General features: G+C 35.1%; 24 protein-coding genes and 1 pseudogene. 4 read left to right on the top strand and 21 right to left on the bottom strand.

Annotation, left to right across the window (positions count from 1 at the left end; translation table 11 throughout):
* Positions 1-267 precede the first annotated feature (267 nt).
* From AC0L0O_RS26505 to AC0L0O_RS26475, 7 genes are all read right to left on the bottom strand, one after another.
* Entirely contained in the window at positions 268-1,353 is a 1,086-nt protein-coding gene (locus tag AC0L0O_RS26505) for a DUF871 domain-containing protein (protein WP_000440038.1), read from the bottom strand.
* A complete protein-coding gene (locus tag AC0L0O_RS26500; protein ID WP_000900033.1) occupies positions 1,343-1,621 on the bottom strand; it encodes a hypothetical protein in 279 nt (92 codons plus the stop codon). Before AC0L0O_RS26500 ends, AC0L0O_RS26505 begins: the two co-directional genes overlap by 11 nt.
* Positions 1,597-2,907 (bottom strand): PTS sugar transporter subunit IIC, encoded by a 1,311-nt coding sequence (locus AC0L0O_RS26495; RefSeq protein ID WP_001013051.1) that lies wholly within the window; start codon positions 2,905-2,907, stop codon positions 1,597-1,599. Before AC0L0O_RS26495 ends, AC0L0O_RS26500 begins: the two co-directional genes overlap by 25 nt.
* Before the next feature lie 82 nt (positions 2,908-2,989).
* A complete protein-coding gene (locus AC0L0O_RS26490; RefSeq protein ID WP_000275655.1) occupies positions 2,990-3,295 on the bottom strand; it encodes a PTS sugar transporter subunit IIB in 306 nt (101 codons plus the stop codon).
* A gap of 1 nt (position 3,296) precedes the next feature.
* Positions 3,297-3,617, bottom strand: coding sequence for a PTS lactose/cellobiose transporter subunit IIA (locus AC0L0O_RS26485; RefSeq protein WP_000774627.1), 321 nt, complete (start codon positions 3,615-3,617; stop codon positions 3,297-3,299).
* A 111-nt stretch (positions 3,618-3,728) separates the two neighbouring features.
* Positions 3,729-5,669, bottom strand: a complete 1,941-nt coding sequence (locus AC0L0O_RS26480) for a BglG family transcription antiterminator (RefSeq protein ID WP_000169822.1) — start codon at positions 5,667-5,669, stop codon at positions 3,729-3,731.
* 72 nt (positions 5,670-5,741) lie between these two features.
* Positions 5,742-6,830: a DUF871 domain-containing protein gene (locus AC0L0O_RS26475; RefSeq protein ID WP_001253330.1), complete on the bottom strand. Its 1,089-nt coding sequence runs from the start codon at positions 6,828-6,830 to the stop codon at positions 5,742-5,744.
* A gap of 318 nt (positions 6,831-7,148) precedes the next feature.
* On the opposite strand from AC0L0O_RS26475, the gene AC0L0O_RS26470 reads away from it, so the two are divergent.
* Together AC0L0O_RS26470 and AC0L0O_RS26465 are read left to right on the top strand one after the other, a co-directional pair.
* Entirely contained in the window at positions 7,149-8,351 is a 1,203-nt protein-coding gene (locus AC0L0O_RS26470; RefSeq protein WP_000503261.1) for an MFS transporter, read from the top strand.
* A gap of 330 nt (positions 8,352-8,681) precedes the next feature.
* Positions 8,682-10,337 carry a Na/Pi cotransporter family protein gene (locus tag AC0L0O_RS26465; RefSeq protein WP_000456255.1) on the top strand — a complete coding sequence of 552 codons (1,656 nt, stop codon included), beginning with the start codon at positions 8,682-8,684 and terminating at the stop codon, positions 10,335-10,337.
* A 34-nt stretch (positions 10,338-10,371) separates the two neighbouring features.
* Here the strand turns inward: AC0L0O_RS26465 and AC0L0O_RS26460 are convergent, their stop codons facing one another.
* On the bottom strand, positions 10,372-11,370 hold the full coding sequence (locus AC0L0O_RS26460) for a YhdH/YhfP family quinone oxidoreductase (RefSeq protein ID WP_001016984.1): 999 nt from the start codon (positions 11,368-11,370) through the stop codon (positions 10,372-10,374).
* 314 nt (positions 11,371-11,684) lie between these two features.
* On the opposite strand from AC0L0O_RS26460, the gene AC0L0O_RS26455 reads away from it, so the two are divergent.
* Together AC0L0O_RS26455 and AC0L0O_RS26450 are read left to right on the top strand one after the other, a co-directional pair.
* A complete protein-coding gene (locus AC0L0O_RS26455) occupies positions 11,685-12,881 on the top strand; it encodes an LCP family protein (protein WP_000437416.1) in 1,197 nt (398 codons plus the stop codon).
* A 148-nt stretch (positions 12,882-13,029) separates the two neighbouring features.
* The gene (locus AC0L0O_RS26450; protein ID WP_000642359.1) at positions 13,030-13,470 is read left to right on the top strand and encodes a hypothetical protein; all 441 of its coding nucleotides are present in this window, start codon (positions 13,030-13,032) and stop codon (positions 13,468-13,470) included.
* A 33-nt stretch (positions 13,471-13,503) separates the two neighbouring features.
* Here AC0L0O_RS26450 and AC0L0O_RS26445 read toward each other — a convergent pair whose 3' ends face one another.
* The 13 genes and pseudogenes from AC0L0O_RS26445 to AC0L0O_RS26385 all read right to left on the bottom strand — a co-directional run bounded on the left by AC0L0O_RS26445 (position 13,504) and on the right by AC0L0O_RS26385 (position 22,740).
* Complete coding sequence (locus tag AC0L0O_RS26445) at positions 13,504-14,268, bottom strand: sulfite exporter TauE/SafE family protein (RefSeq protein WP_000060724.1); 765 nt, start codon at positions 14,266-14,268, stop codon at positions 13,504-13,506.
* A 33-nt stretch (positions 14,269-14,301) separates the two neighbouring features.
* Positions 14,302-14,781: a DsrE/DsrF/DrsH-like family protein gene (locus AC0L0O_RS26440; protein WP_000437722.1), complete on the bottom strand. Its 480-nt coding sequence runs from the start codon at positions 14,779-14,781 to the stop codon at positions 14,302-14,304.
* 60 nt (positions 14,782-14,841) lie between these two features.
* A complete protein-coding gene (locus AC0L0O_RS26435; protein WP_000661795.1) occupies positions 14,842-15,138 on the bottom strand; it encodes a rhodanese-like domain-containing protein in 297 nt (98 codons plus the stop codon).
* A 14-nt stretch (positions 15,139-15,152) separates the two neighbouring features.
* Positions 15,153-15,512 carry a rhodanese-like domain-containing protein gene (locus AC0L0O_RS26430; RefSeq protein ID WP_101195892.1) on the bottom strand — a complete coding sequence of 120 codons (360 nt, stop codon included), beginning with the start codon at positions 15,510-15,512 and terminating at the stop codon, positions 15,153-15,155.
* A 25-nt stretch (positions 15,513-15,537) separates the two neighbouring features.
* Positions 15,538-15,882, bottom strand: coding sequence for a hypothetical protein (locus AC0L0O_RS26425; protein WP_000499413.1), 345 nt, complete (start codon positions 15,880-15,882; stop codon positions 15,538-15,540).
* Positions 15,883-15,948: 66 nt separating this feature from the next.
* Positions 15,949-16,179, bottom strand: a complete 231-nt coding sequence (locus tag AC0L0O_RS26420; protein WP_003293150.1) for a sulfurtransferase TusA family protein — start codon at positions 16,177-16,179, stop codon at positions 15,949-15,951.
* A 43-nt stretch (positions 16,180-16,222) separates the two neighbouring features.
* Positions 16,223-17,353, bottom strand: a complete 1,131-nt coding sequence (locus AC0L0O_RS26415) for an MBL fold metallo-hydrolase (RefSeq protein ID WP_473786185.1) — start codon at positions 17,351-17,353, stop codon at positions 16,223-16,225.
* A 38-nt stretch (positions 17,354-17,391) separates the two neighbouring features.
* Entirely contained in the window at positions 17,392-17,952 is a 561-nt protein-coding gene (locus AC0L0O_RS26410; protein ID WP_042511707.1) for a sulfurtransferase TusA family protein, read from the bottom strand.
* An 88-nt stretch (positions 17,953-18,040) separates the two neighbouring features.
* Positions 18,041-18,304 carry a metal-sensitive transcriptional regulator gene (locus tag AC0L0O_RS26405; protein WP_000456206.1) on the bottom strand — a complete coding sequence of 88 codons (264 nt, stop codon included), beginning with the start codon at positions 18,302-18,304 and terminating at the stop codon, positions 18,041-18,043.
* 185 nt (positions 18,305-18,489) lie between these two features.
* Complete coding sequence (cdr, locus tag AC0L0O_RS26400; protein WP_473786184.1) at positions 18,490-20,154, bottom strand: CoA-disulfide reductase; 1,665 nt, start codon at positions 20,152-20,154, stop codon at positions 18,490-18,492.
* A 476-nt stretch (positions 20,155-20,630) separates the two neighbouring features.
* Positions 20,631-21,017, bottom strand: coding sequence for a DUF2606 family protein (locus AC0L0O_RS26395; RefSeq protein WP_000335658.1), 387 nt, complete (start codon positions 21,015-21,017; stop codon positions 20,631-20,633).
* Between the two features lie 32 nt (positions 21,018-21,049).
* Positions 21,050-21,295 (bottom strand): annotated as a pseudogene (locus AC0L0O_RS26390) (trypsin-like serine peptidase); the annotation flags it as partial.
* 173 nt (positions 21,296-21,468) lie between these two features.
* Positions 21,469-22,740: a neutral/alkaline non-lysosomal ceramidase N-terminal domain-containing protein gene (locus AC0L0O_RS26385; protein ID WP_473786183.1), complete on the bottom strand. Its 1,272-nt coding sequence runs from the start codon at positions 22,738-22,740 to the stop codon at positions 21,469-21,471.
* Between the last annotated feature and the right edge of the window lie 75 nt (positions 22,741-22,815).

Here is a 22,815-nt window from a genome sequence, read left to right as displayed (position 1 = left end):
CGTATAAAAAGAGTCAGTCTCATTGAGGCTGACTCTTTTTGCGCTCCTTCTAAAGAAAATATACTTCTATCTGAAATTATATCAACGATTTTTCAAATATATCTATCGTAACCTACAATATATCAACGATTTTTCGAATATATCTATCGTAACTTATAATATATCAACGATTAAACAAGAAATGTCGATTTACCGACAAACTTTGACATTAAAAAGTACTTTATGATAAAAAGGCTGCCCAAAATTTGGACAGCCTCCTATACTCCCCTATTCCACACAAGTAAACTGCGTCCAAGCTCCTACATAATCTAGTAAGAATAACTCTTCTTCCGCAATTGTACCGACAATATTTTTCCTTTCATCTATCGGCATTTCTTTTAGAATGATTTGTAGTTCGCCTTTATACTTACCAAATGAGTTGTTACCAATTACAACTTGCCCTCTTTCCTGTAGTACACTTTTGCGCACTGGGAAGTCATAGTCTTTATACTTTTTACGTACTTCTGTAGAACGTACCATATATTCTGTTATGTCACCGCGTCTTACGTGTAATTCTTGCAGCGTGGCTCTCTTCTCTACTTCAGTCACCTCGTCTACAAAGTGTACCTTTAACTGTAACATGTAACGATTTAAGTTTCCTAGTTTCTCTAACTCTTCTTCACTCGCATAAGCATTTCCGATAATAACGTCATCAATAAGCCCTGTCGCCCATAAATGTTTCGCTTGTACTTCAATCGGTAAGTTACGATGCTCTTCTAATGTACATAATCCGTCGTTAATATCCCATGGGCCGATGTTAGCTGCATGTGACGTAATAAACGCTGCCGTGCGAATACCATGTTTTTTAAAGCGTTCACTACAGCGAATGAAATATTCGTATGGAAGTCCAGTAAATTTTTGCGGATAGAAGTTATGACAACCGATTAAAGCTGACTTATTCGCTTGATGCGAAAGAATATTTTCTAAGTATGCAATATCGTTACTTACGTTTAGCTCAATTTTTAAGCCGTACGGGTTATTTGTCATTTTCGCTTCAGTTAATCCGTCAAATCCTAAATCTAATCGAATACCGTCTGCACCTAACTCTGCGAAGAATGATAGATCACTATAACTAATACCAAGTTGATCAAATACTGCCGGAGCTACATCTAAAATAACTTCCATATTGTTATCTTTCGCATGATGAATAATTTCTTTAAATTCAGCTACAATTTCTTCTTTCGGACGATTCACAGACAATAGGCATGTGAATATTCTTGAAAAACCGTGGCGTGCCGCTGCCGAAATGTATGCCATATCTTTTTCTTTCGTTGAATGCTCTGGATAAAGTGAAATTCCTAATTTACGCTCCATGCTTTTGCATCTCCTTCACACGTTGTATTAATGCCATGCTCGTAAATCTATATTTTGCAGATAAACATGTTGCACATAAAATTGTCGGTACAATAATTACGTACGGTGATTGCAATCCTAACATTACATATGCACCCATTGAACAACCGATAAATACAATTGATACTAATAGTAAAACTAATAACGATTTACTTTGTACCCATTTTGAATAATGTGCAATACACTGCCCTGCTACAAATGTAATTAAGATGATAATTGCTCCGAGCATTTTTCTTTCTCCTCTCCTGCTAATTGTTGTTTCTCATACATTTTGAAGAACGGATAGTAAATAACGAATGAGATAACAAAGTTAACAAGTACAAGTACACCAGCCATAATTGTCCAGTCCGTACTAATAACCGCTGCAATTGGTGCTAACATCGTAAATGGCAGTTTCGCCATCATCAATGGAATCATACCTGAAACAACTGCGAAATATGATACTGTCGTTGTCACTAACGGTGTAATAACGAACGGAATAATTAAGATTGGATTCATTACAATTGGTGCCCCGAAAATAATCGGTTCGTTAATATTGAATAAACCTGGCACAAATGATAATCTACCTAATTCTTTTAGGAACTTAGATTTAGAGAACATAAACATAATTACTAAAGCTAACGTTGAGCCTGATCCGCCAATCCATACGAACCATTGAATAAATTGCTCTGTAAATAAGTTTGGTAATTGATGTGCATTTCCTGTAGCTGTGAATACTTCCATATTTTCAAGAATTGCTGAATCCCACATCGGACGAATGATCGGTCCTAAAATCGCAGGGCCATGTATACCGAATGACCAGAAGAATACGATTAAGAATACTGTTAATAAACCGCCGAATAAATTATTTCCTACTAATACTGATTTTAGTGGTGCGATTAAATATGTGATTGTTGTATTTACATCAAATTTCAAACCGTAGCGAATGCCCCAGAATAAAAGAATAACTGCTAACGTTGGAATTAATGCTGCAAACGAATTTGAAACTGCTGGTGGTACACTATCTGGTAATTTAATTGAGATATTATGCTTAATCATAAAGTGATAAATTTCTACTGCAATTAAAGCTGTAACAATTGCGCCAAATAAAGATGTCGCACTTAATGTTCCTACTGAAATATATCTACCTGCATCAATAACACCTGGTACAGCTTTCGTAATTTGAATTGGTTCAACCGATGCTAGTAAAAAGGCGAGTACAGATAATAACCCTGCACTTAACTGATTGAGCTGATAAAAGTTCGCGAGCGAAGCCCCTACCCCAAATGCTGCGTATAACGCCATTAGTCCTACTGTAAATCGGAATGGAATATCTAAAATATGGCGAAACGGTGCAATCCACTCCATATATGCATCAATTGGTAAGTTTAAAAAGATAACGAAAAATGATCCGACAATCGTTAACGGTAATGTAGAAATAACCCCGTTTCGAATTGCTAATAAATGTCGCTGTCCGGCAATCTTTTGCGTTGTTGGCATAATCTTTTGTTCCATAAAACTCATAAAACCATTCATCAAAACCCCTCCTCTTTCTCTTTTCTATGAAAGAACGAAATAAAGTTATAACATTATAATGTTTATATTTAAAAAAATATAATTATGCTAAAACTAATTGTTCTGCTTGTTTCAGTACTTTCAAACCATCACACATGCCATAATCTCGTTGGTCTATAATTGCAACTGGTATATCGTATGAATTTGCAAGAAACTGTACGGCTGGAAATAAATATTTCACTTGCGGCCCGATCAAAACAACATCAGCTTCCTTAATTTCAAGCTTCACTAGTTCTGAATCAACCGCCTTAATTTTATAATTCTTTCCTTGCTTGTTTGCTTCTTCTTGCATTTTTCTTACGACCATACTCGTTGACATGCCTGCTGCACAACATAGTAAAATGTACATCTTATGCTATCACTTTCTCTTCCATTCGTTTATGAAGAGTAATAAATTCTTCCGCAAGTTCTTTCACTGTAATTGCATTCATTAAATGATCTTGTGCATGTACTAACAGTAAACTGATTTCTGCATGATTTCCTCTTGCTTCTTCTTGAATTAAGTCCGTTTGAATGCGATGAGCTGCTGAAATTTCTTCACTAGCAAGTGTCATCTTTTCACTCGCATTCTCAAAATCTCCTTGTCTTGCAAAAGCAATTGCTTCAAGCGCTGCACTTCTCGCGTTGCCACCATGTAAAATTAATGCAAATGGAGTTTGCATATCAGCCATTTTAAATTCCCCCAAGCTATCTTTTTTCTATGCTTTTACCTTATTATGAAAACGCATACAATTAAACATAAAAAACTTCCGTTGTGTAACGGAAGTTTTTACATACTTTTCTTATATAGATAGTAATACCTCTTGGAAATCTTCAATACCTTCAGCATGCGTTAATTTCTCTATCGTACTTTGACTAGACATAATATCATATAAAAAATCATAAAGACGTTGTAAATCCTCATTATTATTGCGCTTTACACTAAATAAAATAATAACTTGTACTTTCTTATCTCCCCAATCAACAGCTTTTTCAAGTGTACAAAACATCAAAAATGTTTCCGCACTTAATAACTGCATCGGATGTGGAATTGCAACTAAATTTCCAACCGCTGTAGGAGATGTATTCTCTCTTTCCATAACAGAGTCATAAAAGTGTTCTGGCACATAGTTTTTCTCAGCAGCTTTCTCACATAAAAATTGGATAACCTCTTCCTTCGTAGAAGCACTATGATTTAAAAAGATTAAATCTTCCTTCATATATTGCTGTACACTATTATTCACATGCGTAAACAACTGCTGACCAATTGACTTAATCTCTTTATCATCAAATATTGAGTTTACTTTTATAATAGGTACAGGTAAACCACTTGGTATATGAATCGTACTAATAATACAATCTATCTTTTCTTTATACAGATCTTCCACTTTCAATTGATAGTAACCTGTAATCCCTACAATTTCTAATTTATCTCGGAACTGTGATAAAATTTTATATTTCAATAGCTGGGCGCTTCCTTGACCAGTCGCACAAACTAATAAACATCTCTTCTTTTGATTTTGTTCCTGTAAACGGCTCATTGCTCCGCCGAAGTGAATGGCAATATAACCAATTTCACTTTCCGGAATCGACTCACCTGTATATTCACCAATTATATCCCCAACGAGAACCGCAATTTCAAAAGCATACGGATAATTCTTTTTCACTTCTGCCAAAAGAGGGTTTCTCGTATTTAACTTATACTTCAAACGGTTTAATAACGTTTTTAAATGAACACCAAATCCAAATAATAATTCTTCATCATAATAAAAAACAAGATTCCGTTCTTCCGCTACTTTAAAAAGAATATGTTGCATGAATGCATATAAATCTTTCCCTAATAGTTCTTCCACATTTTCATAACGATCTTTCGATGTGACAGCAGTACTTAATAAATGCATTGTCACATATAAAACTTCTTCTTCTGGAAATGAAAGATGCAACTCTTTCTCTAAATCCCCTACAATCTGTTTCGCAATTGCATATTCTTTCTTTATTATAAGTTCAGCTTGTTCCTCATTTAGTCCTTTCATATAATGCTGATCTTCACAACGCTTTAATGCAATTGCAATATGAATGACTAAATTATCAATTTCTATATCTGATAAATATATCGTCCCTCCCTCGATATACTTTAATATAACCGAACGGATAAGCGGTATATGAGGTAACGATACATATGTATCACTCTGCTCAAATTGCTCATGAAACGGAGTATGGTCATAACGCGGTAAACCATATTGTGATAAACAAGAACGAATATGAAACTCCTCTCCCACAATACGTATACCATAATACGGTCTCTTTTCAATTTGTAATTGATAGCGCCCACATATATCTGTAACATCTTTCATAATTAAATTTACAGTCGATTTACTTACATAAATCTCCTCTGCTAACTGTGAAAGCTTCACATATCCCTCGGTGGTTAAAATACGTTGCAGAATGTACGCTATCCTTTCTTCATAAGAAGTTGGGATTTTTTCCGTCTGTTTTTGAAATAGACTCACACAAAACTCTTCAAACTTCTTCGTTTGTATAATTTCTAGCTCGTATCCAGTCCCTCTTTGCGATTCAATTTTCGCTCCGTTTTCTTCCAATATATCATTTAATAATTTTATATCTTTTTGAATCGTCTTCGTTGATACATGTAAACGGCTCGCTAAAAAAGCTCGATTTAACATCGATTTCTCTTCTAAAAACTCCTCTAAAATAGAAATTAATCGCTGATGCACCTTTGTCATAGCTCTTCCTCTCACTATATATATAAAAAGGAAAAAGCTGCTGAAGTCAGTAGTTTTTCCCTTTTATTTTATCTATCTCTTTAATGTAAATCCGAATTTATCCCATGCTTGTAAATAATCTAATAAGAAAATCTCTTCTTCTACAATTCGACCAACTACATTTGTTTTTCCTGTATTCACCATATCTTTTAATGCAATTTGCAATTCACCTTTATATTGGCCATATTGCTCATTATCAATTAGAAGATCGCCGCGCTTAATTTCACGTGTATTATGAGGTTTAAACTCTTCTTTTTTATATTTCACACGGCTTTGTGTAGAGCGAATCATATATTCAGATACATCCCCGCGATAAAAATGAGGTTCGTCTAATACGATAATTCTTTCTAGTTCTGTCGTTGTATCATATAACTCTATATCAAATGTTTGTTTCTCTTTATTTAATGCACCTAGTGCTTGTAATTCTTCTTCTGATGCATAAGCGTTCGCAATAATAACATCATCAATTAATTCTGTTGCAAATAAATGCTTCGCTTGTGTTGTCATTGGTAATTCACGATGCTGCTCTAACGTACATAATCCTTCTGTTACTGGCCAAGGTCCATATGTTGCATCAAATGATGAAATAAAAGCAGCTGTTCTCATACCGTAATCTTTAAATTGTTTCGAGCATGTAATGAAATGATTGTATGATAATCCAGAATAACGATGCGGATAAAAATTATGGCACCCAATTAAATTTTCACGATTTGGTCTATGGCTCATAATATTATCTACATACTTCGTACCGTTACTCATATTAATCTCAATTTTTAAGCCATACGGATTGTAAGTCATAATTGATTCTTCTAATCCTGAGAAACCAACATCTAAACGAATACCGTACGCACCTAGTTCATGGAAAAACGATAAATCGTTATATGAAATACCTAATTGCTCAAAAACAGCTGGACTAATATCAACTAACACTTGGAATCCTAATGCATTTGCATGAGAAATCGTTTCTTTAAACTCTTCTATAATTTTTTCTTTTTCACCATCTACAGATAATAAACATGTGAATACACGATTAAATCCATATTTACTTGCTAATGTTAAATACTCTTTATCTTTCTCTACTGTTGAATGTTCTGGATAAATAGAAATACCTAATCGTCTCATATGTACACGCCTCTTTCTTCATCATATTGTAAACCTTTTCAAATATATGTAGTGAAAAAGTATATATCCCCTTCTCATTCACTACTTTTTGAATCCGCTTTCGTTAAAGAAAAAACAATTTCTATCATTCATAACAACTACCAGTCTATACATCTATACTTTACATCTTTTTTTCATAGTTGTGTAGTCTTTCCACAAATTTGTCAGTTTTTTACCTCGAAAATTGTTGTACGTTTTCAAGGCACCTTCCTTGACTGTTACATTGGCCAATACATATACTCGAAAGAAAAGAGAAATTTTTATATAGGGGATGAATATATGGGAGAAGCAATACTCGTAAAACGAGAACCGTTATGGACGAAAGAATTTGTCGCGCTAATTCTAGCAAACTTATGTATGTTTTTAGGATTTCAAATGTTAATTCCGACTTTACCTGTTTATGTGAAAGAAATTGGAGGTACAAGTTCCAATATTGGATTTGTTGTCGGTATGTTTACTGTTGCGGCACTTTTTGTTAGACCGCTAACTGGAAATGCCTTACAAAAATTCAGCAAAAAAATCATTTTAATGATTGGCACTGCTATTTGTTTACTCGCTATGGGTAGTTATCTTTTCGCTTCAACGGTTTTCCTATTGCTTGCCGTTCGAATTTTACACGGAGCCGGTTTTGGTATTACAACGACTACATATGGAACTGTCGTTTCCGATTTAATTCCGCAAGCTCGCCGCGGTGAGGGCATGGGATATTTCGGCCTTTCTGGAACGATTGCAATGGCGCTCGGCCCACTTATCGGACTTTGGCTTATGCAAACATATAACTTCACGATTCTTTTTTTATGTGCACTTTCCTGTACAATTGTTTCATTAATATTAACGAAACTACTTCAAATTAAAAAATCACCACAACCACCAAAGCAAACATCTGGTACCTTTCTCGATGGATTTATTGAGCGCAAAGCTTTACTTCCTTCATTATTAATATTATGTATTACATTAATGTACGGGGGAATCGGAAGCTTTATTACGTTATTTGCTACGGAAGTCGGCATTGCTGATATAAGCCTCTTCTTCTTATTTAATGCACTTGCAATCGCTGTTACTCGTCCATTTTCCGGAAAGCTATATGATGCGAAAGGTCATTCATTCGTAATTATTCCAGGAGTTATTATTACGTTTGCAGGGATTATTTTATTATCGTATACAACTACCATTCCAAGCTTAATTATTGCAGCAGCATGCTACGGAAGTGGTTTCGGAGCCATTCAACCTGCACTACAAGCGTGGATGATCGACCGAGTAGCACCGCACCGACGAGGAGTCGCAACAGCTACATTCTTCTCAGCATTTGACCTTGGCATTGGTGCTGGCGCGATTATTTTTGGATTCATTGCACATTTTACAAACTACGCAACTGTATATCGTTATTCCTCTCTACTACTTATTGCTTTCCTGTTCATTTACATTACAAGTGTAAAAAAACAAAAGCATGGTGATAAAAATACGGAAAAAGCTGCTGGATAATTCCAGTGGCTTTTTTACGTATTTTTGACGTTATAAAACTACATGCATTTCCCTACATATTTTTTTAACTTTCATCAAAAAATATACGATGAACTCGCAGACACTTTCTTTGATATTCAACCGAACATCACTTTTCTAAAAAGTGTGATTTTTTTACAAAAATACGATTTACAAAAGATAAAAACCAATAAAATACAGCTGTTTCTTTAAAGAATTGTAAACTTTTTATCCCTTTGTAAATTTAGTGTAAATTTTACTGATAAATCGTTTACAGTGGCTCACGGTTTAGTTAATAATTACATCGTACATGAAATTTAAGGAGTGGAATGCGTGGAATACAATGTTCAAGATATGATCTTCCAGTTCATTGGTGGATTAGGTATTTTCTTATTCGGAATTAAATACATGGGCGATGGACTGCAACAAGCAGCTGGAGATCGTCTTCGCGATATTCTAGATCGCTTTACAACAAACCCACTGATGGGTGTACTAGCAGGTATGTTAGTTACCGTATTAATCCAATCAAGTTCAGGAACAACCGCTTTAACAGTCGGACTTGTAAGTGCCGGATTTATGACATTAAGACAAGCAATTGGTGTTATTATGGGTGCGAACATCGGAACGACAGTTACTGCATTTATTATCGGAATTAAAATCGGAGAATATGCTCTTCCAATTATGGCAGTTGGAGCTATCTTACTATTCTTCTTTAAAAATAAAAAAGTACATTCTTTAGGTCAAGTTATATTCGGTTTTGGTATGTTATTCTTCGGTTTAGAACTAATGAGCACAGGTATGAAGCCTCTTCGCTCTTTAGAATCATTCCAAGAATTAACGGTTAGCATGAGTGATAATCCAATTCTAGGTATTGTTGTTGGTACAGTCTTCACTTTAATTGTACAAAGCTCAAGTGCAACAATCGGTATTTTACAAGAACTATTCGGTCAAGGTGCAATCGATTTACAAGCTGCCCTTCCTGTATTATTTGGTGATAACATCGGTACAACAATTACAGCTGTATTAGCAGCAATCGGTACTTCAATTGCTGCAAGACGCGCAGCATTAGTTCACGTTATCTTTAATATTGTCGGTACAATCATCTTTACAATTTTATTAATACCTTTTACAAATTTAATTCAATACTTCCAAACGTCATTAAACTTAAATCCAGAAATGACAATTGCATTTGCACACGGAACATTTAACGTAACGAATACAATTATTCAGTTCCCATTCATCGCTGTATTAGCATGGATTGTAACGAAAATTATTCGCGGGGAAGATGCTGCTATTGATTTCAAACCGCAACATTTAAATCCAATCTTTATTGAACAATCTCCAGCTATCGCTTTAACTGAAGCACAAAAAGAGATTATTCGTATGGCTGAGTTTTCATTACATGGATTAAAAGAAGCAAACCAATTTTTAAACACACAAGATAAAAAACACGCTGACATGGCTACTCAATTAGAAGGAGCTATTAACAATTTAGATAAAAAAATTACCGAGTATTTAGTTTTACTATCAGAAAAGCCACTTTCACCAACAGACTCTGAGAAGCATTCAGTTCTAGCAGGTGTTGTTGGCGATATTGAACGTGTCGGTGATCATGTAGAAAACCTTGTAGAACTTGTTGATTTCCAAATTTCAAACCGTGTTTCCCTATCAAACGAAGCACTAGCTGAATTAAATGAAATGCTTGAGTTAACAATCTCAACATTACAAGATGCAATTAATGCTTTAACAAACTTCGACACTGAACTAGCTCAAACGGTTATTGCAAAAGAACGTAAAATTGACCAAATGGAACGTGTTCTTCGTAAACGTCACGTATTACGTCTAAACGAACGTAGCTGTTCAGGTGATGCAAGTATCATCTACGTTGATATGGTAAGCAACTTAGAGCGTATTGGTGATCACGCTGTAAATATTGCTGATGGTGTTTTAGGTGAACAAGGTAAAATCAATTTAAAACAATCATTATAATAGGAAAGAGACGCTAATGTAAGCGTCTCTTTTTTCATTTCATATTTATAACTGTTCTTCCTTTTAACCTTCCTTGCAATATAAGTGTAAACTTTTCATCTAACTCTTCTAATGTACATTCTTCTGTATAAGATCGTAACTCTTTATTTCCCCATTCATTTGCTAAGAGCGTCCACACATCTCTTCTCACATCGACTGGACATTGCACAGAATCTATTCCTAACAGGCTTATACCTCGCAAAATAAACGGATATACCGTCGTTTGTAATTCCTGTCCTGCCACATTACCGCACGTCGTTACACAACCACCATACTTTACCGTTTTTAAAGCTGTTCCTAACATATGTCCACCTACAGTATCGATAACCCCAGCGTATATTCCTTGAAGCATTGGTCTTCCTGATTCATCATTCAATTCCGCGCGATGAATCACTTTTTTCGCTCCTAGACGTAGTAGCATCTCTTCCTCTTCCATTTTCCCTGTCGCTCCTACTACGTTAAATCCTAATTTACTTAAAATACTAACAGCTACACTCCCTACGCCCCCTGTAGCACCCGTTACTAGTACATCTCCCATACTTGGCGTTATACCTGCTCCAATAAGCTTATATACTGATAAAGCAGCTGTAAAACCTGCTGTCCCGTACATCATACTTTCTTTTAATGACATTTCCTCTGGTAAAGGAACAATCCAAGACGCCGGCACGCGAATATACTCTCCGAAACCACCAGAAGTATTCATCCCTAAATCATATCCCGTTACAATGACTTGATCTCCTGCCTTAATGGTAGCATCTTTACTACTCACAACCACTCCTGCTGCATCAATTCCTGGCGTATGAGGATATATTCTCGTAACACCTTTATTACCTGTGGCTGAAAGAGCATCTTTATAATTTAATGAGGAATAATGAACCTGTATGAATACGTCCCCTTCAGGTAAACTACTTACTTCTCTCGCTACAACGTTTCTTACAAACTGCTTACTTTCTGTTTCGTTCACAACAATTGCTCGGAATGATGTATGATTCATTATGCTCTCTCCTTTATCCGTAAATTTCTTCTTTATTATATAGAAGAAATAAGTAAACCTACTCGTTTCTTCTTGGCTATATTTCAACAAATCTTACTTCTCTATCACTTTCTCACAATACATATTTTCATTTCTACTAAAACAACTTATACTTATTCTACATCTGAAAAATATAATATAGAATATCTGACTTTTTATAAATATATTGAATTTTTACGAAATGTAAATGTTTTGTAATGTTTTTTTTCGCTAAATTTCATTATAATAAGTGGATATGAGTGTCGTATTTCAATCCAAATGAAGGAGTACAGGAAATGGAGCAAAACCCATCTTTGCAAGAAAATACACGCAGTAAACCGAAAAAAAGTAAGAAAAAAATAAAAATTATTATAAGCGTTATTCTATTCTTTTTAATAGTAGGTGGCGGTTATACTTGGTTTTTAGTAAATAAAGCATCTTCTGCTGTTCGAAATGCCGCACACGATTTAGCACGCGGTGATAAATCTGATTTACGTGATAAAGCTGTAAAACCTATTACAAACAATGTCTCTGTCTTAGTAATGGGTGTTGATGAAAGCGATGTCCGAGGAAAAGAATATGGTGAAGCTATAAGAACGGACGCACTATTGCTTGCAACGTTTAATAAAGATAGCAAAACTGTAAAACTATTAAGTATTCCACGAGATACATATACGTATATTCCAGTGGAAAAGAAAAAAGATAAAATTACACACGCTCATGCATATGGTTCTACTAAAAACGGAAAAGATGGTGGACCACAAGCGAGTATTGATGCAGTTGAAAAATTACTAAATGTTCCTGTTGATTACTTTGTAAAGTTTAACTTCAAATCATTTATGAAAATTGTCGACGATTTAGGCGGTATTGAAGTTGATGTACCAGTTGAATTTACTGAACAAGATAGTAATGATAACGCTGATGCAATTCACCTGAAGAAAGGCGTTCAAAAACTAAATAGTGAAGAAGCTCTTGCTCTTGCTAGAACGCGCCACATCGATAGTGATGCAATGCGTGGACAACGCCAACAGCTCGTTATTGAAGCAATTTTAGAGAAACTAACAAGCGTTGGATCTGTAACAAAAGTTGGTAATATCATTGATGATATTAACGGACAATTCGTTACAAACTTAACATTTGATGATATGCTTTCATTCTATAAATATGGGGCGGATTCTTCAATTGAGAAATTACAAATCCAAGGTGACGACTGCTATATGGAAAAAGGCGACGATACATGTAGCAAATCTGCTGGTGGCGGCCGAACATATTTCTACAACCCAGATAAAAAAGAATTAGCAAAAGTTACAAATGATCTTCGTACTCATCTTGGATTACCTGCATATACAAAAACAGACTCTGATTCGAAAAAAACAAGTACAGAGAAAACAAAAGAATCTAAGTCTGAAAATTCAAGTGAACGCGAATCAAGTAACAATGAATCAAAAAATAGCAATGAAGACAAAGAAACATCGTCTAACGACAATGAATAATAAAGAAGCAGTTCTCTATGGAGGTAGAGTACTGCTTCTTTTTATTTCTTCACAATTAAAAATCAGAACTTTCTAACTATCTTTTTTAATATTTTTAAATTATAATAAATAGTAGCAATCTATTCCAATTATCAGGGGGCTCATACATATGAAAGCTGCAGTAAAACATAACATCTCAGATTTTAAAGACTACTTAAAATCCAACGATATATACATGGAAGAAAATATAGATGAAAATGATGGTTCTGTTCATTTTTCAGTAGGGTTAGAGACAGAAGCTGGCGCAAAAATTCAACTTATCGCTGCTTTCCAAAACGAACATCCTACTGTAGATATATACTGCTTCAATGTTGCTCACGTACCTGATGCAACAGCAACAAATGATATTTTGCACGTTATTAATGAATTAAACACATCTTATCGATTTGCAAAATTCACATTAAACAAGCAAAATGCAATTGATATTTCAACATCTCTTGCATTCTCAGAACCAAACTTTAATCCAGCGCTTGTCTTTGAACATACGAGAATGCTATATAAATTAGCAAATGACGAATACAAAAACTTAATGAAAGTGATTTGGGCATAAATAAAAGGATGGGCTGCAAGCAGCACCATCCTTTTATTTCGATATCATATCAATCCACATTTTAACAGCAGTTCCTACAATCAAAATCGATAACATATATTGTAGTGCTTTTTGATTGATCCTTTTCCCAACTCGCGCTCCAAGCGGCGCAGCAAAGATACTTGCAATCGCAATAATAAGAGCTGGCATTACAACTACTTGCCCAGTTATTACTTTTCCAGTTGTAATCCCTACTGAGGAAATAAACGTAATAGCAATAGATGTTGCTATTGTTCTACGTATTGGCAATTTTAAAATGACTAGCATAATTGGAACTAAAAGGAACGAACCTCCAGCACCTATAATACCTGATGCTCCACCTACAATAAACGCTAACAAGCTTGCTAACCATTTATTATATTTCAGTTCATCACCATTATTTCGTTTCGGTACGAACATCATAATAGCAGCAATTGTTGCTAACGCTGCATAAACAACATTGACCGTATGTTCCTCTAATGCATTAGCACCAAAACTACCTATAAAACTTCCTATTAATATACTAGCTCCCATATACACAACGAGCGTTTTATCCATATCATTACTTTTCCGATAAGCCCATGCCCCTGCAAAAGTTGCAAAGAATACTTGCACCGCTGTAATACCACTCACTTCATGTGCAGTATAGCCAGTAAATCCTAGTAATACCGGAATGTATAAAATCATCGGATAATTAATAATCGCACCGCCAATTCCAACCATTCCTGATATAAACGATCCTATAAACCCAATTATAAAAAGTAATACGACTAAACTCATCTTATATCCCCCGCCTTCTAAAAAGAAGGTGATTTAAATGAATAAGTTCACATTCCCATCCGAAGCATCTGCTAAATAAGCTCCTACTCCTGCAAACTCTACCCCTTCCATAATCTCTTCCTCTTTTAACCCTAATAAATCTACTGTCATTTGACAAGCTACAAGTTTGATCCCCTGTTCTTTCGCCAAATCAATTAAATCTGGTAATGGCATCGCATTATGTTTTTTCATAATACCTTTAATCATCTTTGGTCCCATACCTGCAAAATTCATTTTTGATAATCCCATCTTATCAGCGCCGCGTGGCATCATCTTTCCAAACACTTTTTCTATGAAAGTTTTCTTTACCTCTACATGTTCATCTTTCCTTAAAGCATTTAATCCCCAGAAAGTATGAAAAATAGTTACCTCTTGATCATAAGCAGCTGCACCATTTGCAATAATATAAGCAGCCATCGCTTTATCATAATCTCCGCTAAATAAAACGATTGTTGTTTTCTTCTGTTGTTCCATGTTGTTCTCCCTCCAATTACCTATAGGGGTATTTTTATTTTTATAAAAAATCGTCTCGCCCTATTCTACTTTACCTTCCCACGCTAACATACCACCTACCATATTAATCACTCGAAAACCGTAACCTTCTAAAAACTGAACTGCCCTTGCACTTCTTCCGCCAGAACGACAAACGATAATATACTCTTTCTTTTTATCCAACTCATGCATACGAAATTCTAACAGTCCTAGTGGAATGTTACACGCTTCTGGGATTTTCCCTTCAGCTACTTCTTCTACTTCACGTACGTCTACGATATTTACCGCTTCTTTACGTAACAATTTTTCTTCTAATTCTTTTGCTGTCATTTCTTTCATTTTACATTTCCTCCTCACAAACCATTCATCCCGCCTGAAACATTGATAACATGCTGAAATCCTAATTTTTTTAACATTTTCGCTGCTTGTTTACTTCTCATTCCGCTTTGACAAAGAACAATAACTTCTTTCTGTTTATCTAATTGTTGCGCCTTATTAGCTAGTTCATTTAATGGGATATTCCGAAACCCTTTAATATTGTTCCCTCTATACTCACCAGCTGTTCGCACATCAATAAATTGTTTATTCTTTTGCCCCATCATACGTTTTAATTCTTTCCCTGAAATATTTTTTACTCCTCTAACTGGTAAGAAGCGAGAAATAATAAACCACGATACAAGTACAATTAAGACTATATTCAATATTGTCTTCACATCCATAAAGCTATTCAAACTCCTTCTATACTTTTTTCCTATCCAAATACATACTATAACTTTGAATATGGAACCCCTTCTTTCTTAAAAAGCGTATACTTAAATTCCGATCCACTTTATTATGAACAATAAGATGCAAAGGCTTATTTGGTATTTCATGATAATACCGTTTTAAATACGCATATGGTATACACATAATTCTAGAATTGTTATCACTGTCGCTCTCTGTATAATTTCGTACATCTACAATAACACTTTCAATTTTCCTTACTTGTTCTAACGAAATATATGCAACATTTAAAACGGGAATGTAACGTTTTACTAAACTTCCCAGTACCAATACTATTAGGGGTATAACTATATAGAACATATATGATTATCCTCTTTACTTTCAATAATAAGCAGATGATGTGCTCCTCCGCCTATTATTGAGATGCTATGCTTTCTTGATCCAGAACTTTAATTCACCATCTTCTTCCGTGTGTTTTAACACTTCATGACCGCCTTTTTGTGACCATGCTGGAATATCTTTAATCGCACCTTTATCTGTTACGTGTACTTCTAATACTTCCCCCGATTGTAATGCTTCCATTGCCTTCTTCGTTCTTACAATCGGCATTGGACATGCTAAATCTTTCGCATCTAATACTTGTTTTACATTCATCATCTATTCCTCCATTTTTCATTCATTCGTTTATTTATTTATTTATTTATTTGTGAACTGCACAGCGATTTGGACCAATCTCCATTTCACGCTCTTCATCCACACTCGGGTGAATTTTACCCATATTCGTTTGACGGATTTCTTCATATGCATTTGGCTGAGGTGGTAAGTTTTCTGTTACAACTTTACGGAACTCTCCCTCATCCTCAATATTTAATCCTGCATTATGCTCAAATAAATCTTTTAATTTTGCACTAACAATACCACTTTCGTCCATTTCACTTATTTTTGAATAATGAGCCGGTAACACAATTAAACTTTGAGATAGTTCTTTATATCGGCTATATAAAGTATTACGTAAATCACTTACCCAATCTTCAGCCTTCCCAGCAAGATCTGGACGCCCGATGGAATCTACAAATAAAATATCGCCTGATAATAAATAGGAATCATCTACAATAAATGACGTACTTCCAATCGTATGCCCCGGTGAGTATAATGCATCAATTTCAATTTTAGTACCCCCCACCGTAATAACAGATCCTTCAACGAGCGGTTCATATGAGAAAACAACTTCCTCCGCATCTTTTGGCGGTAACCAATACGTACCCCCTACTTTTTCCGCTAACTTACGTCCTCCAGAAATATGGTCTGCATGTAAATGTGTATCCATTACATTCGTAATCGTAACGTCATTCTCTTTCGCAAATTGTTCATACGCTTCAACTGTTCTTATTGCATCAATAACTGCTGCTTCACCGTTTGAAACGACCATATAAGATAAACAGCCTTTTCCAAGGCGGTTAAACTGGTACATACTTCCGCCATTTTTTAAATCTCCAACTTTTATAGGCTTTACATATTCACTCCAAGCCTTCATACCACCAGCTAAATAATAAATATTTTCTAATCCAGCCTCTGTTAATTGCTCTGCCACAAATATAGAAGACCCTTCTTTTGCACATACTACTAAAACATCTTTATCTTTAGGTAATTCACTTACAATATAATCTACACCATCTAACAAATCAAAATACGGTTTATTTATAGATGAGATTTGTTTCCCTTCAATTTTCCAATCTTCATAATCCGTCTCATTACGAACATCTAAAATAAACAACTCTCCGAATAAAACTTTCTCTGCAACATCTTTTGCTTGTAATGATTTAACTTCCATCTTCTTACCCCCTGAGGTATATTTTTATTTAAAAAAATTTAATTCTCTATATTCCCTTGCCACTCTATCATACCGGGAATAACATTTTTCACATTTGTATAACCTTTCTCTTTCAACATTTGGCAAGCTACATCACTGCGATTACCAGTTCGGCAAACAACATAAATTTTCTTCGTCTTATCTAAGACTAGACTTTCTAGTTCACCTAACGGCATCGAAGTAGCAGATGGAATATGACCAAAAGCGAATTCCGCTGCTTCACGAACATCTAATACAGTACACTCTTCACCACTTACTAATATCTCTTCCAACTCTGTATTCGTAATTGTATGAGGATATTTCACAACTTCATTCACTTCATGCTCATGTGCTTTTCTAACGTAATGCATCAAAATATCGCCCTCGTGTTTTGTACCGATATATTGATGCCCTACTTTATTGGCCCAACTTTTTATATCTACAGTAGACCCTTTATCTGTTGCCTTAACTTCAATCACTTGCCCTGATGCTAATCCTTCTATCGCCTTCTTCGTTTTCACAATCGGCATCGGACAAGCCAAACCTTTGCAATCTAAACTCATATCCACTTTTATACTCATAGTCGATTCCTCCACAACTTATATACATATACCTGTAGGGGTATAATAAAATGTTTTTGAAAATCTGTCAACACTTACGTTTGACAGATTATCGGCTTTTTACAAGTAATTGAACAGCTTCTTTAATTAATTCTTCATTTGAACCATTACCACTTTCAAACTGTTCACGTAAACATTGCTCTAAATTTGTTCCAACAACGAGGCCAATTGTACGATCAAGTGCAGAACGAGATGCCGTTAACTGTGTAATAACCTCTCGGCAATCTTTTCCTTCTTCCATCATACGAAGCACGCCACGAACTTGACCTTCAATACGTTTCAATCTATTTTTCATATCTTGATTATATTCCATTGTATAATCACCTCATTACCATTATGTCACTATTTATAACTTATGACAATATATTATACCCTGTAGGGTATTTTGTAAACCCCTATTTTAAAATTTTATTTTATACATTCACAAAACACAAAGCGAAACCTTCATCTATAGGCTTTCATCTTCCACCAAATTTTGAAATGGAAGATGAAAAAATATCAATATGCAATACGTTCTGGTAATACTGTCCCATACAATTTAAAACCACCATCTACATTCTTTACCTTATATCCTTTTTCCATTAACATGCGTGCTGCAACATACCCTCTCATACCGAGTTGGCAAGTAATATATATATCTTTATCTACTGGCACTTCATCCAAACGATCACGTAATTCATCTAACGGAATATTAATAGAGCCTTTAATCATTCCTTGCTTTAGTTCATTAGGCTCTCGAACATCAATAAGATATCCACCATTTTCAACAATACGATCTATCTCATGCCATTGTACTGTGTCCACAAAACCATCTACTATATTACTTGCTGCATACCCTACCATGTTTACTGGGTCTTTTGCAGAAGAATATGGCGGGGCATATGATAATTCTAAATCTGGCAAATCAAGTACAGTTAAATTTGCTTTTATTGCCGTTGCGATAACATCCATACGCTTATCTACACCGTCACGTCCTAACGCCTGTGCTCCATAAATTTTTCCGCTATCTTTATTAAAAATTAATTTTATTAGCACTGGCGTAGCATTCGGGTAGTATCCCGCATGAGAATTTGCCTGCACATGTACTACCTCATAGGGTATATTTAATCGTTTTAATATTTTCTCATTTACTCCAGTCGTAGCAACTGTTAGATCAAAAACTTTAGCTACAGAAGTTCCGAGCGTACCTTTATATAAAGAATCCGTATGACCATGAATAATATCTGCTAACATACGACCTTGACGATTAGCCGGCCACGCTAAAGGAATCATCGTTTCTGTTTCAGTAACAAAATCTTTTACTTCAATCGCATCACCAATGGCATATATATGTGGGTCAGACGTTTGAAATTTCTCATTTACCTTTATCGTTCCTCTAACTCCTAGTGCTAACCCTGCACCCTTCGCTAAACTACTCTCTGGTTGTACACCAATTGCTAAAATAAGCATATCTGTTTGTATAACTGAGCCACTTTTTAAACGTACAACAGCCCCGCTCTCTTCTAACGCATCTACACCATCTTCAAAAACAAGCTCAACATCGTGATTTTTCATATGCTCATGCACATATGCTGCCATTTCATAATCGATTGGTGGCATTACTTGATTCGCCATCTCTACGAGAGTAACATCAATTCCTCGTTCTCTTAAGTTTTCAACCATTTCCACTCCAATAAATCCGCCACCAATCACCGTCGCATGACGTGGTTTCTTCTCATCAATATACGCTTTAATACGATCAGTATCCGGTACATTTCGTAACGTAAACAGTGCTTTCGCTTCTTCAATCCCTGGAATAGATGGAACAATTGGTTTTGCCCCTGGTGAAAGAATTAACACATCGTATGCCTCGTTATATGTTTCATTTGTCGTTACATTCTTTATCGTAATTGTTTTTTCTTCTTTATTAATCTTTACTACTTCACTCAATACACGTATATCCAAATTAAAACGCTTCGACATTCTTTCAACAGTTTGTACTAATAACTTTTGTCTTTCTGTAATGACACCGCCAATATAGTATGGTAATCCACAATTTGCGAATGAAATATACTCACCGCGCTCCACCATAATAATTTCATCTTCTTCACTTAATCGACGAAGCCTTGCAGCTACTGAGGCTCCACCGGCAACTCCGCCTACTACAACTATTTTTCTGGACATATTTTAAACCTCCATATTATTTATTATTTAATTTTCTCATGTATCACATACGAAAAACCTATACCTGTATGGGTATATAATAAATTATAAAAAATTTAATTTCAATTAATATGTCTTTTTTTCACAAATTTGAAACAAATAAAGTGAAACTTTAATCAGCCCTCACCAATCGGGCTTTTACGGACAGTTGATCCCCCACCTAACTTCTGTGCTTCCGCTGAATTTTGAGGTGGGGGCTTACTGCCCGGTAAATAGCAAGATAAAAAAGAACTTAGATATCTCCAAGTTCTTTTACGTATAGTTCTATAACTCTCTGTACGACTAAACCAATGTATAAATACACGTTTTTAATAACTGAAATACACCTGTATTTAAATTTTCAAAATCAATAGCTTCTTCACATAAGGATAGATCCATTCCACGTAAAATTCTTTAATGTCACAACCTGAAAAAACGGATCCCAACGTATTCGTTTTCTACAATGATATGTTTATTTTTTTCGTTTCATCTCTGTCATTAATCATAACCATCTGCGTCTCTTTATTTGGCAAAAATACGATATATTTTCCCGTTCTCACATTCCTCCAAATAACTTTTCCTTCTTCGTCTGTTTTCCCTATTGAGATCCCAATTTCTCTACTGGGCTGAGGTGATTCGTCTTTCATAAGTATAATTTCAAAATCTTTTATTGGCTGTTTTTCTTTATTTTTCACATGAAAAGTTACAGAATTAACAACCTTACTAAACTTCTTTTCATTATTTGCTATAGAACTAGACATTATGATGATGACCAATACACAACATAAAATCCATAAAAGCTTATTATATTTATTCAGACCATTTTTTAAGATTATTAAACACATTGTCTGTTATTCGATTTCCGAAAAGGCTCCGACTCTTCCCCACCATGTTTACGCCCTTCAAATGAAGGTGAAACAAGATCTTCTCCCCTTCGATCATTACTATACAAAGATTGTTCTTGAAAAAGTACACGTTCTCCCTCATTTGAAACTGATGTCCACGATATATCTTCTGCATACACCTTCTGATTCAGCAAAAATACTGTACAAAAAAAGATAAAAAGAACACCAAAACTATAAAGAGCCAACCTACATCTTATAGAAATAAAGCTATCCAACATAACTTACCTCCTATACAAATGATAGCAAACAATTGAAGATCCCTTTATAAATTCTAGTTTTTCTTTTTTTAGAAGTCAACGTAATTAATAATGATAATCATTATTAATTACGTTGACTTAACAAAATCACACAATTATCATATTCTTTACTCTGCGTTCAAAAATCTGTCTCATTAAAGGTTCACTTTATTACATAAACCCGTAACCTTCTTCACAATCAGCTCCGCAGTATTTTCCTCCAGTGGCATCAATAAATTCGTAACCGGTCCATACACTACAGGGCTTAATTCCACTTCATATCCACCATATGCGAATTCTTCCTTCGTTGGTAAGTAACCAATATATCCGTTCGTATATCCACCAAAGAAAGCTAGTTCATTTTGAAGACTCTCTTTCATTTCTAACGCAGTCTCTGAAAAAGGTTCCATCGGTATACCAGAGAATATACCATCATTAATTTGAAACAGTTGCACTTCTAAATCAATACGTAACTGCCGAATACCTTGCTTATATTTCTCTAAAACGATAGTAAGCCATTCATCCGTATTCACACCCCACTGTTTCTCAGCTAATTGAGCCATGCTTCGTATCTCATTCATTTCAGGAATATCTTTCAACTTCATTTGCATCGTACTCGAAACTGTTCTTACATTTACAATTGGGCTGTATGTAACTGTTGGCAACATCGTTAATACATGTCCACTAAGTGTGTAAGCCATTTTCTTTAATGCTTCTCTTGAACCGCGATATTTCGCATTCACATTTCCAGCAGCACCTTGCACAATAATAACAGGACAGTTTACAATTTTCTCAAGAATCTCTCTCGTCATTCCCGGATAATCTGCTGATAATACATCACTATCACCTTTTAAAACATTCGGATGTGCAGTACAAAATACTATAATTCCAGATAAACCCCTCGTTTTAGCATCCCTTATCGCTAACATCCCAATTCGTTTATCTACAACACCCCCTATATTTGTTCCCATCTTTGCTCTTCCATCAGATGTTCTCTCTCTTCGGTTTACTCCAATATCACCTGCCGTAACACCCCAGCCCACTTCACATTGCTTCAAGTTGTTATTCGCAGTAACAGCACCTTGCACCACAGTATTTACTAAAATCGTTTTATACGACCTTACTAAAGGTTGCTCACCAACAGTTTCGGGACCAGAGTGTGTATGTGTATAAACAACTGTTATTCGCTCAAATGGAACATGAAGCCTACTTGCTACTCGCTCGCGAATCATATTCGTATCTTCTACTAACATTCCAATATTATCAATACTTATAAACACAGTTTTCATTTCATCTTTTTCAAATACAAAAACCGTCCCATAAATATGTTCTTCAATATTATTTATTCCTGTTTCTCTATGGTATCCGACAAAATCAATACCTATAGGCGGCGTAATATCCACCTTGCATACCCCTACTTTGCTCATTTGAATCTCTCCATTTCTCTATGTAACTCCCTTTTTCAAGAATAGCATATTTGACTTTGTTCCAAATAAAAAAGA

The organism is Bacillus sp. GS3m_15504 (genome assembly GCF_055825275.1).
The sequence above is the reverse complement of the archived record's forward strand: the minus strand, read 5'-3'. Positions and strand labels throughout refer to the sequence as shown.